14 protein-coding genes are annotated in these 16,168 nt (G+C 65.6%); 4 read left to right on the top strand and 10 right to left on the bottom strand.

Annotated elements, in window-relative coordinates; genetic code table 11:
- Positions 1–56 precede the first annotated feature (56 nt).
- Together ORI27_RS16325 and pe are read left to right on the top strand one after the other, a co-directional pair.
- Positions 57–3,035, top strand: a complete 2,979-nt coding sequence (locus ORI27_RS16325) for an MMPL/RND family transporter (RefSeq protein WP_265998058.1) — start codon at positions 57–59, stop codon at positions 3,033–3,035.
- The gene (pe, locus tag ORI27_RS16320; protein ID WP_265998059.1) at positions 3,032–4,156 is read left to right on the top strand and encodes an acyltransferase PE; all 1,125 of its coding nucleotides are present in this window, start codon (positions 3,032–3,034) and stop codon (positions 4,154–4,156) included. The genes ORI27_RS16325 and pe overlap by 4 nt, the downstream gene beginning before the upstream one ends.
- A 13-nt stretch (positions 4,157–4,169) precedes the next feature.
- On the opposite strand, the gene ORI27_RS16315 is transcribed toward pe, so the two are convergent.
- Positions 4,170–4,805, bottom strand: a complete 636-nt coding sequence (locus tag ORI27_RS16315) for a GAP family protein (RefSeq protein ID WP_265998061.1) — start codon at positions 4,803–4,805, stop codon at positions 4,170–4,172.
- 12 nt (positions 4,806–4,817) lie between these two features.
- Entirely contained in the window at positions 4,818–6,530 is a 1,713-nt protein-coding gene (locus tag ORI27_RS16310; RefSeq protein WP_265998063.1) for an AMP-binding protein, read from the bottom strand.
- An 86-nt stretch (positions 6,531–6,616) separates the two neighbouring features.
- Here ORI27_RS16310 and ORI27_RS16305 point away from each other — a divergent pair, with 86 nt between their 5' ends.
- Positions 6,617–7,099 carry a flavin reductase family protein gene (locus ORI27_RS16305; protein ID WP_265998066.1) on the top strand — a complete coding sequence of 161 codons (483 nt, stop codon included), beginning with the start codon at positions 6,617–6,619 and terminating at the stop codon, positions 7,097–7,099.
- 24 nt (positions 7,100–7,123) lie between these two features.
- Here the strand turns inward: ORI27_RS16305 and ORI27_RS16300 are convergent, their stop codons facing one another.
- The 5 genes from ORI27_RS16300 to ORI27_RS16280 form a co-directional block, all read right to left on the bottom strand.
- Positions 7,124–7,279 (bottom strand): hypothetical protein, encoded by a 156-nt coding sequence (locus tag ORI27_RS16300; protein WP_265998069.1) that lies wholly within the window; start codon positions 7,277–7,279, stop codon positions 7,124–7,126.
- Between the two features lie 107 nt (positions 7,280–7,386).
- Complete coding sequence (locus tag ORI27_RS16295; RefSeq protein WP_265998070.1) at positions 7,387–8,136, bottom strand: succinate dehydrogenase/fumarate reductase iron-sulfur subunit; 750 nt, start codon at positions 8,134–8,136, stop codon at positions 7,387–7,389.
- On the bottom strand, positions 8,133–10,064 hold the full coding sequence (locus tag ORI27_RS16290; RefSeq protein ID WP_265998071.1) for a fumarate reductase/succinate dehydrogenase flavoprotein subunit: 1,932 nt from the start codon (positions 10,062–10,064) through the stop codon (positions 8,133–8,135). The genes ORI27_RS16295 and ORI27_RS16290 overlap by 4 nt, the downstream gene beginning before the upstream one ends.
- 59 nt (positions 10,065–10,123) lie before the next feature.
- A complete protein-coding gene (locus tag ORI27_RS16285) occupies positions 10,124–10,960 on the bottom strand; it encodes a hypothetical protein (protein ID WP_265998072.1) in 837 nt (278 codons plus the stop codon).
- 68 nt (positions 10,961–11,028) lie between these two features.
- A complete protein-coding gene (locus ORI27_RS16280; RefSeq protein ID WP_265998073.1) occupies positions 11,029–11,325 on the bottom strand; it encodes a hypothetical protein in 297 nt (98 codons plus the stop codon).
- Between the two features lie 157 nt (positions 11,326–11,482).
- On the opposite strand from ORI27_RS16280, the gene ORI27_RS16275 reads away from it, so the two are divergent.
- Entirely contained in the window at positions 11,483–12,235 is a 753-nt protein-coding gene (locus ORI27_RS16275; protein ID WP_265998074.1) for an isocitrate lyase/PEP mutase family protein, read from the top strand.
- Positions 12,236–12,298: 63 nt separating this feature from the next.
- Here the strand turns inward: ORI27_RS16275 and ORI27_RS16270 are convergent, their stop codons facing one another.
- The 3 genes from ORI27_RS16270 to ORI27_RS16260 form a co-directional block, all read right to left on the bottom strand.
- Complete coding sequence (locus ORI27_RS16270) at positions 12,299–12,730, bottom strand: Hsp20/alpha crystallin family protein (RefSeq protein ID WP_265998075.1); 432 nt, start codon at positions 12,728–12,730, stop codon at positions 12,299–12,301.
- 107 nt (positions 12,731–12,837) lie between these two features.
- Positions 12,838–15,744, bottom strand: a complete 2,907-nt coding sequence (locus tag ORI27_RS16265; protein WP_265998076.1) for an MMPL/RND family transporter — start codon at positions 15,742–15,744, stop codon at positions 12,838–12,840.
- On the bottom strand, positions 15,741–16,145 hold the full coding sequence (locus tag ORI27_RS16260; RefSeq protein ID WP_265998109.1) for an MmpS family transport accessory protein: 405 nt from the start codon (positions 16,143–16,145) through the stop codon (positions 15,741–15,743). The genes ORI27_RS16265 and ORI27_RS16260 overlap by 4 nt, the downstream gene beginning before the upstream one ends.
- Between the last annotated feature and the right edge of the window lie 23 nt (positions 16,146–16,168).

Genomic DNA, 16,168 nt, shown 5'->3' with positions numbered 1-16,168 from the left:
ACGTTGGGTAGCGAGACCTCACGGAACACGGGTGAGGGCGGCCAGGTGAAGACAAAGTGCGACGGCTAGCCGATTTTGTGGTGCGGTGGCCCTGGGCGGTGATCGGGCTCTGGGTTGCGTTGGCAGTGGCGCTACCCCTGACGTTCCCGAGCCTGAACGACATGGCCCAGAAGCATCCGCTCGCCATGCTGCCCGGCGACGCCCCGTCCAGTGTCGCCGCCCGGCAGATGACCGAAGCGTTCTCCGAACCCGGCGGCGACGACCTGTTGCTGGTGGTGCTCACCGATGAGCGCGGGCTGAATCCTGCCCACGAAGCGACATACCGCAAGCTGGTCGCCGCGCTGCGGGAAGACCAGCACGACGTCGTGATGCTGCAGGATTTTGTCCAAACCCCGGCGCTGCGTTCATTTTTGACGAGCAAGGACAATAAGTCCTGGGTGGTTCCGGTGGGGCTTGCGGGCGCGTTGGGCACCCCGCAGTCCTATGCCGCCTACAACCGGGTGGCCAATATCGTCAAGCAGAACACCGCGGGCAGTCCACTGGACGTGCATCTGACCGGGCCGGCGGCCACCGTGGCCGATCTGACCGTCGCCGGCCAACGCGACCGGTTACCGATTGAGATCGCGATCGCCGTCCTGGTCCTCGCCGTACTGCTTGTGGTGTACCGCAACCCGATCACCATGCTGCTGCCGCTGATCGGCATCGGGACATCCCTGGTGATCGCGCAGTCGGTGATCGCCGGTATCTCCCAGCTGACCGGCTTGGGGGTATCGAACCAGGCCATCATCCTGCTCAGTGCGATGATCGCCGGTGCGGGAACCGATTACGCGGTATTCCTGATCAGCCGCTACCACGATTACGTGCGCCGCGGCGAAACCTCCGACGAGGCGGTCCGGCAGGCGTTGGGCTCGGTGGGCAAGGTGATCACCGCCTCGGCCGCCACCATCGGAGTCACGTTCCTCGGGATCAGCTTCGCGAAGATGGGGGTCTTCTCGACCGTCGGCGTGTCATCGGCTATCGGGGTCGGAGTCGCCTTTCTCGCCGCGCTCACGTTGTTGCCGGCAATCATCGTCCTCGCCGGGCCGCACGGGTGGATCACACCGCGGCGCGAGCTGACCGCCCGGTGGTGGCGACGCTCCGGAGTCCGGATCGTGCGACGGCCGCGGGTCCACCTGGTGGCGAGCGTGTTGATCCTGATCCTGCTCGCCAGTTCTGCGGGGTTGGCGCGATACAACTACGACGACCGCAAGGCGGTGTCACCGGGGGACCCGAGCTCGGTCGGGTATGCGGCGCTGGAACGCCATTTCGACCTCAACCAGTCCATCCCCTCCTATGTCCTGGTCCGCTCGCCCCGCGACTTGCGCAACCCGCAGTCACTCGCGGATCTGGAGCAGATGGCCGAACGCATCAGCCAACTGCCGAACATCGCGATGGTCAGCGGTATCACCCGACCGATGGGCGAGGTGCCCAAAGAGTTCAGGGCCACCTATCAGGCGGGTCTGGTCGGTGATCGGTTGAGCGACGGCTCGGCGGTGATCGCCGACAACATGGACGACCTCAATCGGCTCGCCGGCGGCGCCGACACGCTCGCCAACAACCTGAGTGATGTGCGCGGCCAGGTCACCCAGATCGCCACCGGCGTCCAGGGGATGGTTGACGCATTCACCGCGATCCGCGGCCAGTATGGCGGCGACACGCTGGTCAAGAATGTCGAAACCGCGGCCAAGCTCGTCAATGCGATCAACCGGCTCGGCAACTCCATGGGCATCAACGTCCAGGCGGTCAAGGACCTGTTCGCCTGGGTGGGGCCGGTGTTGGTGGCGTTGCACGGCAATGCGGTCTGCGATCTCGACCCGTCCTGTGCCGAGACTCGGGGCCACTTCCAGCAACTTGTCGACGCGCGTAACGACGGGACCCTCGATGAGATCAACGATTTGGCCGGGCAACTGCAGTCGATGCAGGACAAGCAATCGCTCAACGACGCTCTGAACCAGCTGAGCACCGCTTTCGGCAGGCTCACGAAAGTGATGCACCTGATGGGGCTGGATTCACCCGGCGGCGCCAGGGCGAGTACCACCAAACTGCGCCAAGGTGCCGACCGCGCGGCCAGCGGGAGCCGGGAAGTGGCCAACGGTGTCGACGAGGTCGTCGACCAGATCAAGCTGATGCGAACCGGGCTCGATCAGGCAGCGGCATTTCTCCTGTCGCTCAAGCAGAACACCGCGATTCCCTCGATGGCCGGGTTCAACATTCCGCCCGAGGTGCTGCAACTGCCCGACTTCAAGATGGCCGCCAAGATGTTCATCTCGCCCGACGGGCACTCGGTGCGGTATCTGGTGCTCACCAAGCTGGACCCGTTCAGCCCCGCGGCGATGGATCAGGTCGATGCCATCAGCGCCACTGCCCGGGGGGCGCAGCCGAACACCACCCTGTCGGACGCCACCATCTCGATGGGCGGGTATCCCGCCGCGCTTCGAGACACCCGCGACTACTACCAGAAGGACATCCGATTCATCATCGCGGTCACCATGATCGTGGTGCTGCTGACGTTGATGCTTCTCTTACGTGCCGTCATCGCACCGCTATATCTGGTTGGTTCCGTGGTGCTTTCGTATTTCGCGGCGCTCGGCATCGGTGTCTTGACCTTCCAGTACCTCTTCGGACAGCAGCTGCACTGGACCGTGCCGCCGTTGGCCTTCGTCGTGCTGGTCGCGGTGGGAGCCGACTACAACCTGCTGTTCGCTTCGCGTCTGCGCGACGAGTCACCGGGTGGTACGCGCTACGGGGTCATCCGGACGCTGTCGTCGACCGGGGGAGTCATCACCGCGGCGGGCGTGATTTTCGCCGCCTCGATGTGGGGACTGCTGTTCTCCAGTATCGGTACCGTGGTGCAGGGCGGGTTCGTCATCGGTGTGGGGATCCTGCTGGACACCTTCCTGGTCCGGACGGTCACCGTGCCCGCGATGGCTACGCTGGTCGGAAAGGCGAACTGGTGGCCGTCACGGGTGACATCACAGGGGAGCGGTAAGGCATGAAGAAGCTAGTCGCGGCAGTGACCACGCTGCTGACCGTGTGTGCGACCGCGGGCGTCGCCACCGCCGACCAGCCGTCGCCCGGCGGGTCGCAGGGCGACGGGCCCACGCCTACCCCGCTGGGCACGCCGGGCCGGGGATATGCCCTGGGCGGCGCTCACGTTCTGGGCATCCCCTACGACGAGTACATCCGGCGCACCGGCGCGGACTGGTTCCCCGGCCTGGACCGGCAGATCGTCGACTATCCCGCCGGCCAGGTTCAGGGCCACACGCTGGAGCGGCTGTTCCCGGGCATCGGCAGGCTGGACGACAACTTCCCCGGCCTCGGCCTGGACGGTCCGAGCATCGGCGAGTCGGTCGACGAGGGGGAGGGCAACGTCCTGGCGGCGATCCGCGCGGGCGGTCCCGGGACCGCGATCGGCCTGTCCGAAGGTGCGATGGTGCTCAACGCCGTGCAGAACCGGCTGGCCACCGATCCCAACGCCCCGCCACCGGATCAGTTGTCCTTCGCCACCTATGGCGATCCGATCGCCCCGCACGCCTTCGGCGCGAGCTTCCTGGCCCAGAACTTCCCGGTCGGCAGCGTCGTCCCGGCACTCGACTACAAGATTCCGCCCCCGGTGGACAGCCAGTACGACTCCTACCGGTTCGTCTCCGCGTATGACAGCATCGCCGACTGGCCGGACCGGCAGGACAACTGGATGGCGGTTGCCAACGCGGTCGTGGGCCTGGCGACCGGGCATACGGCCGTCGCGTTCACCAACCCGAGCATGGTGCCGCCGCGCAACATCCGGACGACCGTCAACTCCAGGGGAGCCAAGACGACGACGTACCTGATCCCCGAACAACACCTACCGCTGGTCTTGCCGTTCAAATATCTCGGTGTGGACGAGGCCACCCTGAACAAGCTGGACGCGGTGCTGAAACCGATGGTGGATTCCGGATATTCGCGCAACGACGATCCGCTGACCGCGCCGATCGAGGTGGATCCGGTGAACGGCTACGACCCCGCGGCCGTCACCGCGCCGGCCACCCAGGCCGCCTTCGGCGGTGGCGCCGATCCGCTGTCGCAGCTCCTCGCCGGCGCGCAGTACGTGTTGAATCACGGCCCGAGCGCGCACTGAGGCCGCGGGCGGTTCACACGCCGAGTAGGCCCGCGGTCAGCAACACGACACCCACCACAGCCAGTAGCACCGCGACCTCACGCCGGCGCCGTGCACGGATCCAGCCGTGCAATGCGGTCATGGCCGCAAGGGTGCGCTGCGGCGCCACCAGATAGGCCAGCAGCGGGATCTCCACCAGCGCGAACGCCACCACGTTGAACGTCAGCAATGCCCCGAACCGGACAGCCGGGGCGGCTGCGCCGGCGGCGATGACGGCCAGTGCGGCCAGATAGTCGATCGAGGGCAGCGCGATACCCAGCCCGGCCACCCCGGCCACCCACAGTGACTGACCGTCGAGCAGACGGCTCAGCCACGCCGGCGGGGTGCGGTCGCGGCCCTTGGTGACGGCTATGAGCGCTGCCGCCAGCAGGGCCAGCACACCGATGACGATCTGCACTCTGGGCAGGGTGAAGTGAGCCGACGCGGGGATACGGGACTCCAGCGCGAACAACACCACCGCACCCACAGTCAGGCCCATCAGGAACCCGCCGCACAAGAAGGCCGAAAGCTGTAGATGGGGCCGGGGCCGATTCAACATCAGCACCGACATCCCGATGCGAAACGGTTCCAGACTGACCGCGACAGCCATCACCAACAGGGTGAACCACATCGGCGAGATCAGCTACGCATCCAACCGCGCGAACTGTCCTTGGCGGTACTGCTCGATGCTCGCTGCCCGGCGGACCTTGCCACTGGTGGTGGTGGGGATGGACCCCGGTTCCACCAGCACGATATCGGCCACCTGCAGGCCGTGCGCACGCGAGATCGCGGCGATCACATCGTTTTTCACTTGTCCGTATTCGTCGAAATCTTCACGCTTCTTCAGCTCGACGATCGTCACCAATGTCTCGGTCTGCTCGTCGGACACCGCGATGGCGGCCACCCGACCGCGGGTGATCTTCTGCACCGTCGACTCGATGTCATCGGAGTAGTGGTTGCGGCCACGCACGATCAGCATGTCCTTGATGCGGCCCACGATGAACAGATCGCCCTCGGAGACGAAGCCCTGATCACCGGTCCGCAGCCAGCCGCTCTCCGGGGTGCCCGCGGGCGGGTCGAGCAGCGTCCCGCCGAACGCGGACCCGGTCTGCTCCGGTTTGCGCCAGTACCCGGCGGAGACGTTCTCGCCGTGCGTCCAGATCTCGCCGATGGTGCCGTCCGGGCACAGCCGGCAGGTGTCGGCATCGACGATCCGCACCAGCGGCGACACCGGCAGCCGGTACCGCAACAACGGTGACCCGCCGGCCTTGGGGACAGCCGTCCCGAGGGACAGCTCGACGGGGTCGAACTCGGCCACCTCCGGCACCCGGTTCGCCGCGCTGCTGGTGACGTAGACCGTCGCCTCGGCCAGACCGTAGGAGGGCGCGATCATCTCCGGGCGGAAACCGTTGGGCGCGAGGCGTTCGTTGAATCTGACCAGGGTCTCGGGATGGATGCGTTCGGCGCCGTTGATGATGCCGACGACGCCGCTGAGGTCGAGGGCCGCCAATTCGTCGTCGGTGGCGCGCCGTGCGGTGAGGTCGAACGCGAAGTTGGGTGCGCCCGACCACGCTCTGGGCTGGCGGGCCATGGCCTGAAGCCATCGCACCGGGCGGGACAGGAACGCGATCGGACTCATCAGGTCGGCTGGATACCCGCCGAGGATCGGTGCCGCGATCCCGAGTATCAGACCCATGTCGTGGAAGAAGGGCAGCCACGACACCAGGCTGGTTCCCGGGGGGAACTTGCCACCGTGGTGGGGCACGTACTCGGCCATCAGTTGGGCAAAATTCGCGACCACGTTGCGGTGCGAGATCATCACCCCGGCCGGTAGCCTCGTCGAGCCCGAGGTGTATTGCAGATACGCGATATCCGGTCCGTCGGGTACCTCGGTGTCGACGGCTTTCTCGGCGTCCAGATCGAGCGTGTCCACCGCGATCGTGGCGATCACGGCGGCGCCGTCGTCCACATACTGCGCGGCGACTTCGAAGACCTCGGAGGTGGTCAGCACCACCGTCGGCGACGTATCGGTCACCACAGCGCTGACCCGCTCGTCGTGCGAACCCGGGACCGGTACCGACAGCGGGACGGCAATGAACCCGGCCTGCATGGCCCCCAGGAACGCGACGACGTAGGCCAGGCCCTGCGGAGCGATGATCAGTGCCCGGTCGCCGGGTACTCCGTGTTGGCTGATCTCCTGCGCGACGTTCAGGGTCCGGCGATACAGCTGCGACCAGGTCAAGCTCTCGGCGATTCCGTTCCAGTCCCGGTCGTAATCGGTGAACGTGAAGGCGACGTCGTCTGGTGTCAGACCAGCGCGTTCGCGCAGCACGGACAGGATTGAAACGTTCGGCACGGCCTTAGGCTACTCAACGGGCATTTGAACCAGGTCCCACCCTGCTGTGGCCGCAGCGCACCGTCACATGTGAAGATGGAAGTGTTATGAGCAACACAGAACTGAGCCCCGCCTCGCTGCGTGAGGCGTTCGGTCATTTCCCGTCCGGTGTCATCGCTATCGCCGCGGAGGTGGACGGGGTCCGGGTCGGGCTGGCCGCGAGCACCTTCGTGCCCGTGTCGTTGGATCCGCCGCTGGTCTCGTTCTGTGTGCAGAACAACTCCGAGACCTGGCCGAAGCTGAAGGACCTGCCGTCGCTGGGCATCAGCCTGCTCGGTGAGTCGCACGACGTGGCGGCGCGCACCCTGGCGGCCAAGACCGGAGACCGCTTTGCCGGGCTGGAAACCCACTCGCACGAGAGTGGTGCGGTGTTCGTGCACGGCACCAGCGTCTGGATGCGGAGTTCGATCGAACAGTCGGTGCCGGCCGGTGACCACACCATCGTCGTCCTGCGGGTCACGGAGATCACCGTGCACGACGTGCCACCGATCGTGTTCCACCGCAGCACTTTCCGCAGGCTGGGCGTCTAGCGCAGCCCGGCCCCGCCTTGCGGGTTAGGGTTTCTCGCCGAGTTCTTCGCGATAACCGGCAATGCGCCGTTCGATCTCGGCTGCGTCGTCGGGCCGGCCCTCCTTGCGGGCCAACTCGGCACGGGCGGACAGCTCGCGGATCGCGGTGCGAATGTCATTGACGCTATGTACAGTCCCCATGCTTTTGAGGCTACCCACGTCTCGGCTGCCGGGAACCTTCAATGGCCGAGCAGTCGCAAAAGCCCCCGAACACATCGGCGTGTCGGGGGCTTTTGCGACTGCTCGCGCTACTTCTTCCGGAACAGTTTGTTGCCGAGCCACACCACCGGGTCGTACTTGCGGTCGACCACGCGCTCCTTCATCGGGATCAGCGCGTTGTCGGTGATCTTGATGTGCTCGGGGCACACCTCGGTGCAGCACTTGGTGATGTTGCAGTAGCCCAGGCCGAACTCCTCCTGGGCCATGTCCTTGCGGTCCAGCGTGTCCAGCGGGTGCATGTCCAGCTCGGCGATCCGCATCAGGAAGCGCGGGCCGGCGAACTCCTCTTTGTTCTCCTCGTGGTCGCGGACCACGTGGCAGACGTTCTGGCACAGGAAGCATTCGATGCACTTGCGGAACTCCTGCGAGCGCTCGACGTCCACCTGGGCCATCCGGTATTCGCCGGGTTGCAGGTCCTTCGGCGGTGCGAATGCCGGGATCGCCCGAGCCTTCTCGTAGTTGAACGACACGTCGGTGACCAGGTCGCGGATCACCGGGAAGGTGCGCAGCGGGGTGATCGTGATGGTCTCGTCCGGCTCGAACGTCGACATCCGGGTCATGCACATCAGCCTCGGCCGGCCGTTGATCTCCGCCGAGCACGAGCCGCACTTACCGGCCTTGCAGTTCCACCGCACCGCGAGGTCGGGGGTCTGCTCGGCCTGCAGCCGGTGGACGATGTCGAGAACGACCTCACCCTCGTTGACGTCGACCGAGTAGTCCTGCAGGCCGCCGCCGTCGTCGTCGCCGCGCCACACTCGCAGCTTCGCCTGGTAGCTCACTGAGCCCTCCGTCCCGGATGCTGCGCCAGCTCCTCGTCGGTGAAGTACTTGGACAGTTCCTCGATCTCGAACACCTCGAGCAGATCTTCGCGCATCGGCGTCTGCAGTTCCTTGGTCACCGACACGTCCGGCACGACCGCATCACCCTCGGTCCGGCAGACCAACAGCGTGCGCCGCCACTCGGCCTCCATCTTCGGGTGATCGTCACGGGTGTGCCCGCCGCGGCTCTCGGTACGGGCCAGCGCGGCCTTGGCCACGCACTCGCTGACCAACAGCATGTTGCGCATGTCGATGGCCAGGTGCCAACCCGGATTGAACGCCCGCTTCCCGTCCGACTCGACGTTGCGGTAGCGGACCTTGAACTCTTCGATCTTGTCCAGTGCTTGCTGGATTTCGCCCTGGGTGCGGATGATGCCGACCAGGTCGTTCATCGTCTGCTGCAGATCGGCATGCAGGGTGTACGGGTTCTCCGGATGCGCGCCGTCCTGCGGACCCTTGAACGGTTGCAGGGCCAGCTCGGCCGCCGATTCGACGGCCTGCTCCGATACCGCCGGCCGGCTGGCCAGCCCCCGCACATAGTCAGCCGCGCCAAGCCCGGCACGGCGGCCGAACACCAGCAGGTCCGACAACGAGTTGCCGCCGAGCCGGTTCGAGCCGTGCATACCGCCCGAGCACTCGCCGGCGGCGAACAGCCCCGGGGTTGCGGCCGCGCCGGTGTCCGGGTCGACCTCGATACCGCCCATGACGTAGTGGCAGGTCGGGCCGACCTCCATCTCGTCCTTGGTGATGTCGACCTCCGCCAGCTCCATGAACTGGTGGTACATCGACGGCAGGCGCTTCTTGATCTCCTCGGGCGTCATCCGCGACGCAATGTCCAGGTAGACGCCGCCGTGCGGAGTGCCACGGCCCGCCTTGACCTCGGAGTTGATGGCGCGGGCCACCTCATCGCGCGGTAGCAGGTCCGGTGTGCGGCGGAAGTTGTCGTTGTCCTTGAGCCAGTTGTCCGCCTCTTCTTCGGTCTCGGCGTACTGGCCTTTGAAGACCGCGGGGATGTAGTCGAACATGAAGCGCCTGCCCTCGGAGTTCTTCAGAACCCCGCCGTCGCCGCGCACACCCTCGGTGACCAGGATGCCCTTGACCGACAGCGGCCAGACCATCCCGGTCGGGTGAAACTGGATGAACTCCATGTTGATCAGCGCCGAGCCGGCCCGCAGCGCCAGGGCGTGCCCGTCGCCGGTGTACTCCCAGGAGTTCGACGACACCTTGAACGACTTGCCGATACCTCCGGTGGCCAGCACCACGGCCGGCGCTTCGAAGAGGATGAAGTTGCCGGTCTCGCGCCAGTAGCCGAAGGCTCCGGCCACCCTTTTTTCGCCGTCGTGGTCGTCCAGGATCAGATCGGTGATCGCGCATTCGTGGAAGACCTTGATCCGGGCCTCGTAGTCCCCGAGCTCGGCCTTGTCCTCCTGCTGCAGCGAAACGATCTTCTGCTGCAGGGTGCGGATGATCTCCAGGCCGGTGCGGTCACCGACGTGTGCCAGCCGCGGGTAGGTGTGCCCGCCGAAGTTGCGCTGGCTGATCTTGCCGTCCTTGGTCCGGTCGAACAGCGCGCCGTAGGTCTCCAGCTCCCACACCCGGTCGGGCGCTTCCTGCGCGTGCAGTTCGGCCATCCGCCAGTTGTTGAGGAACTTGCCGCCGCGCATGGTGTCACCGAAGTGCACCTGCCAGCTGTCCTTGGTGTTGACGTTGCGCATGGCCGCGGCGCAGCCGCCCTCGGCCATCACGGTGTGCGCCTTGCCGAACAGCGATTTGGTGACCACGGCGACCTTGAGGCCCCGTTCCCGGGCTTCGATGACCGCGCGTAGACCCGAGCCGCCGGCACCGATCACGACGACGTCGTAGGAGTGCCGTTCGACCTCAACCGTCATTTGATTCGCCTCGCTAGAGCTGTGGTTTGGATATATGCGTCAGCCAATGGATCTGGGCGTCAGCCAACGAATCTCAGGTCGGAGATGGTGCCACTGGCCACCAGCGCGACGTAGAAATCGGTGAGCATCAGGGTGCCGAGGGTGATCCAGGCGTACATCTTGTGCCGGGTGTTGAGCTTGCTGACCTGTGTCCAGATCCAGTAGCGCACCGGGTGCTTGGAGAAGTGTTTGAGCCGCCCGCCGGTGACGTGGCGGCAGGAGTGGCAGGAAATCGTGTAGACCCACAGCATGATCACATTGCCGACCAGAATGATGTTGCCCAGGCCGAATCCGAAGCCACCGGGCCCGTCCTCGGAGTGGAAGGCCACGATCGCGTCGTAGGTGTTGATCACCGAGATGATGCCGGCGATGTAGAAGAAGTACCGGTGGGAGTTCTGGATGATCAGCGGAAGCCGCGTCTCCCCAGTGTATTTCGCGTGCGGCTCGGCCACCGCGCAGGCGGTCGGGGCCTGCCACACCGTGCGGTAGTAGGCGCCGCGGTAGTAGTAGCAGGTCAGCCGGAAGAGCAGCAGGAACGGCAGCGACAGGAAGGCGTAGGGCAGCAACGACAGCGGCCCGGAAGCCGGCAGGATCTGCGGCCAGAAATCGCTGGCCTCGCCGCAGGCCTTGCTCAGGCACGGCGAGTAGAACGGCGTCAGGTAGTGGTACTGCGGAACGAAGAAGTGGTCCCGCTGGAACGCGCGCACCGTCGCGTAGATGACGAACGCGGCGAAACCCAGGTCGATGAGGATGGGTGACTTCAGCCAGTTGTCGGTCCGCAGGGTGCGTTGCGATATCTGGGCACGGCCGGGTGAGAAGACGCCGGTCGCAGGGCGGTTAGCCGCAGGTGCGCTCATCTACTGTGATCCCCTTCGCATGAACTCATCGGAGGGTACCTAGATGACGGCACCCCGTTAAATCGGGGTCAGCGTCGGTTGTGGCCCCCCACGCCTTCGTCGTCGACGTCGCGCCAGAAGGCGGTGTCATACGGAGTATCCGGAATCCCGATCTTTTCCCCGGAGCCGACTGCCGTTTGCTGGGTTAGGGCAAGCTCATTGGCGTCGATATCAAGAAGTTCCACGTCATTGAGGATGCGCTCGGCGTCGTTGACGATTCGGCGCATTGCCGGAGCGTCGCCGTACCGTGCCCTCAGAGAGGTCACGCAGCGCCGCAATCCGCCGATCAGATGGTGGAGTTCGGCCAATTCTGTGGTGGTGGACAACGGGACCTCCCTGGGTGCGAAGGTGTCATGGATCACAGTACGACACCCGATGCTAGCCACATTCGGATCCCAACGTGAGACAGGTCACGTCGGGAATGGCCGCGCGACGGCCGCGTTACACGGGCCGGCGAACTCACGACGATGAGAGGTGACTGAAATGTCCAGTCTTGCGCAGCGTGCCGAGGCGTTGTTGGCCCTGCACCAGCCGGGAAATCCGGTCGTGCTTCCGACGGTGTGGGACGCCTGGTCGGCGACCTTGGCGGTGGACGCCGGATTCTCGGCGCTCACCGTCGGCAGTCATCCGATGGCCGACTCCGTCGGCAAGCCCGACGGTGAGGGCATGAGTTTCGACGATGTGGTGGCCCGGGTCGCCCAGATCACCGCGGCCGTGGATGCGCCGGTGTCGGTCGACATCGAATCGGGCTACGGGCAGCCGGCTGAGCGGCTCATCGACGGGTTGCTGGGCGCCGGGGCGGTCGGCCTGAACATCGAGGACACCGTGCACAGTGAGGGCAAGCGGCTGCGGTCGTCGGCGGAGCACGCCGAACTGGTGGCCGCGCTGCGGTCAGCGGCGGACCGGGCCGGAGTGCGTGTGGTGGTCAACGCCCGCACGGATCTGTTCCTGCGCAGCGACGGGAACGACGCCGACCGGGTGGATCGAGCGATCGCGCGGCTGCGCGAGGCCGCGCAGGCGGGTGCCGACGTGCTCTACCCGGTAGGCCGCCATGACCCGGAGACGTTGCGCCGGTTGGCTACCGAGCTTCCGCTGCCGATCAACGCGATCGCGGTACCGGAGTCCGACGACCCGGAGTCCTTCGGCCCGCTCGGGGTGGCGCGGATCAGTTTCGGGCCGTTTTGGCAGTTCGCCCTCGCGGTGCGCGCCCGCGAGATCCTCGACCGCTGGCGCTGAACAGCCACCCGCGTTCCGGCGGACCTCGCCGGTCCACCGGAACGCGGGTGTGATGGCCGGCGCTTACCTGGCGATCTCGATGCGCTGCGCCGTCGAGCCGGCGTGCGCGCCGGCGACACGTACGGTCAGCACACCGGAATCGTAGGACGCCGAGACGGCCTCGGCGGTGACGTGTGAGGGCACCGCGAAGGAACGCCGGAACGAGCCGTAGCGCACTTCGCGCAGGGTGCGGCCGTCGGTGTCTTCGGCGTGCTCGTCGCGACGTTCGCCGCTGACGACCAGGCGGCCACGGTCGAGTTCCACCTTGACGTCCCGGTCGATGTCGACACCCGGGATCTCCAGGCGCACGACCGCGTCGTCACCGTCCTTGACGATCTCGGCGGCCGGGCTGAAGCCGGCCGGGAACCATTCGTTGGCCGCGGCGGGGCCGAAGAACTCGTGCACCCACTTGTCGACGGGCCAAGCCGTCCGCGACCGCGTAGCCACATTGCTCATGTCTGTCTCCTTTGGCGTTCGGCGCCGGCACCGTGCCGGCCCGCTACCCAGACAAACTTGAGTCGACCACGCTTAAGTTCCGCATCGTGTTCGCCGTGAGTGAACGACTACGACTGAGACTGTGCCGGCAGCGCCGCAGTGTCCAACTCGTCGCCGGTGGGCCGGGGCTTCGCCGCCCGGAAGTGGTTGTCGCCGCGGGGATAGACCACCTGCGGCCACCAGAACCATCGACCGAGCATGGTGGCGATCGATGGCATCAGTAGGGAGCGCACGATGAAGGTGTCGATCAGCAGGCCGATGGCGATCGTCGATCCCATCTGGGCCAGCACCGTCAACTGGCTGAACATCATTCCCGCCATGGTGGCGGCGAACACCAGCCCGGCCGAGGTCACCACGCCGCCGGTGCCGGCCATGGACCGGATGATGCCGGTCTTGAGGCCGGCGTGGATCTCGTCCCTGAAGCGCGAGACCAGCAGCAGGTTGTAGTCCGATCCGACCGCCAGCAGGATGATGACGGACATCAGCATGACCAGCCACTGCACCTGGATCCCGAACAGGTCCTGCCACAGCAGTACCGAGATGCCGAAGGACGCCGCGATCGAGCTGCCCGCCGTACCGACGATCACCAGCGCGGCGACCACGCTGCGGGTCAGGACGAGCATGATCATGAAGATCAGCGTCAGCGACGACACCACCGCGATCAGCAGGTCATACCGCGCGCCGTCCGACATGTCCTTGTAGGTCGCCGCCACCCCGCCGAGATGGATCTTGGCGTTCGACAACGAGGACATCTTCAGGGCCTCCTGCGCGGCCTTGCGCTCGGAGTCGACCCGGGCGATGCCGTCAACCGTCGCCGGATCGCCCTCATGAGTGATGAACATGCGGGTGGACTTGCCATCCGGCGAGAGGAACATCTTCAGCCCGCGCTGGAAGTCGGGATTCTGGAAGGCTTCTGGTGGCAGGAAGAAGAGGTCGTCGTTCTTGGCCTGGTCGAAGCTCTCACCCATCGCCAACGCGGTGTCGTTACTGGCCTGCTGCTGGTCCAGCAGGGCCTTCTGCGAGTTGTACGACGCCAGCGCCAGGTCCCGGCTGGTCTTCATCGACGCGATCGTCTGCGGTAGCAGCGCCGTGAGCTGTGGCGCCAGATCCGCGAGCTGGTCGGTGTTGCCCTGCACCCCTTCGGTTTTGTCGGTCACCGCATCGATCCCGTCGAGGGAGTCGAACAACGACCGTGCCGCGGCGCACATCGGGATGTCGAAACAGTGCGGCTCCCAATAGAAATAGTTGCGCATGGGGCGGAACTGATCGTCGAAGTTCGCGATGTTGTTGCGCAATTCCTTGGTGGTCTCGAGCAGGTCCGCCGACCTGGCCGCCGAGTCCTGGGTGAGCTGGGTCTGCTTGAGGGAGAGTTGGTACTGCTTCTCCAGGATGTCGATCGAGACGTTCATCGCGTCAACCGTCTTGAGCTGGTTCGCCAGCTGATCTCGCTGAAACGGCAGGTTCATGTTGGTGGTCTGGCCGGCCACGCTCGTCTGGAACGGAATCGAGCTGTGCTGGATCGGAATCCCTAAGGGCCGGGTGATGCTCTGGACCATCGCGATGCCCTCGGTGTGCATCACGTTGCTGGCGATCTTGTTCAGCACCAGCATGTCGGCGGGATTGCGCATGTCATGGTCGGCCTCGACCATGAGGATGTCGGGGTTCATCCTGGCCTGGGTGAAGTGCCGGTCCGCGGCCGCGAAACCCTGATTGACCGGGGCATCCTGGGGCAGGTAGTAACGGTCGTTGTAGGCCGGCTTGTAGCCGGGGATGGCCACCAGGCCGATCAGCACCACGAACAGGCTCGCCACGAAAATCGGTGCGGGCCAGCGCACTACCGCCGTTCCGACGCGTCGCCAGAATCTGCTCTGCGGAGGCCGCTTGGACTCGTACAGCCCGACGCGGCTGCCCAGGTAGAGCACGGCCGGACCGAGCGTGGCCGCGATGGCCACGATGACCAGCATGCCGATCGCGACGGGAGCACCCATCGTGGTGAAGTAGGGCAGGCGCGCGAAACTGAGGCAGTACGTCGCTCCCGCGATCGTCAGGCCGGAACCGACGATGACGGGTGCGACGGACTTGAACGTGGCGTAGTACGAGTCATCTCTGTCCAGTCCCATGCCGCGGTCTTCGCGGTATCGGCCGAAGAGGAAAATACCGTAATCGGTGGCCGCGGCGATGGCCAGCATCGTAAGGATGTTCCCGGCGAACGTCGTCAGGCCGAAAGCGCCGTGTAGGGCCAGCATTGAGACCACACCGCGTGCAGTCAGCAGCCCGAGGAACGTGAGGAACAACTGGATCAGGGTGGTCCGTATCGACCGGTAGACCACCAGCAACATGCCCGCGATCGCGACAAGGGTGATCAACGTGATTTTGTCGCTGCTGGCGTTACCGATGACGTGCATATCGTGAGTCAGTGCGGCCGGGCCGGCGACATACGCTTGCACGCCGGGCGGTGCGGGCGTTTCCTTGATGACCTTGCGGACGGCTTCCACGCCTTCATTGGCGAGGGTCTGGCCCTGCTCGCCGGCCAGGTTCAGCATCACGTAGGCGGCCTTGCCGTCGGCGCTCTGCGCCCCGGCAGCCGTCAGCGTGTCACCCCAGAAATCCTGGATATGCTGAATGTGTTGGGGATCTTCGTGCAGCTTGTGAACGATCTCGTCGTAGTACTGGTGCGCATCCGGGCCGAGCGGCTTTTGCCCCTCGATGACGATCATGATTGTGCTGTTGGAGTTGAACTCCTGGAAATTCGCGCCCATCAGTTTCATGGCCTTCATCGACGGCGCGTCCTCAGGTGCCATTGGCGCGGCGTGCATCTCGCCGACGACCTCGAGTTGGGGCGCAAGCACGTTCACCCCGACGGCGACGGCGATCCAGAACAGAATGATCGGCAGGGCAAGGATGCGGATCAGGCGGGGGATGGCTGCCCGCTTGGGGCTTGCGGCGGATTGAGGCTCGGCGAGCGTATGGGTCATGCGGACTTCACCAGGCAGTAGGTCTGGGCCTCGATGCCATTGGCCGATTGCTCCTCACGAACGGTTCCGTCCACGGTGACGCGGCAGCCGATCCGATCGCCATCTGTGCGTGCCATCAAGCTGGCGCTGACCGCCGGCAAGGTTGTCGACAGCGTCACCGACCAGGGCAGGGGGGCAGTGACCGTATGCACGTTCGCTTCCGGGTCGAAGTAGCTGATCTGGGCGGTGGTCCCGGGTGCGCCGTAGACGTCGTAGACCATGACCTTGGGGTTGAACTGGACGATCTCGATGCCCGCCCCGGCGCCGGCGTTCAGGTCCTGCGACGCGAAGATCCTGTGCAGACGCGAGACGACCAGGCCGGAGACAGCCAGAACCACCACCAGAATCAACGGGATCCACATGCGTTTGAGCACGCGGACCACCG

Source organism: Mycobacterium pinniadriaticum (assembly GCF_026242045.1).
Lineage (GTDB): Bacteria > Actinomycetota > Actinomycetes > Mycobacteriales > Mycobacteriaceae > Mycobacterium > Mycobacterium pinniadriaticum.
The sequence above is the reverse complement of the archived record's forward strand: the minus strand, read 5'-3'. Positions and strand labels throughout refer to the sequence as shown.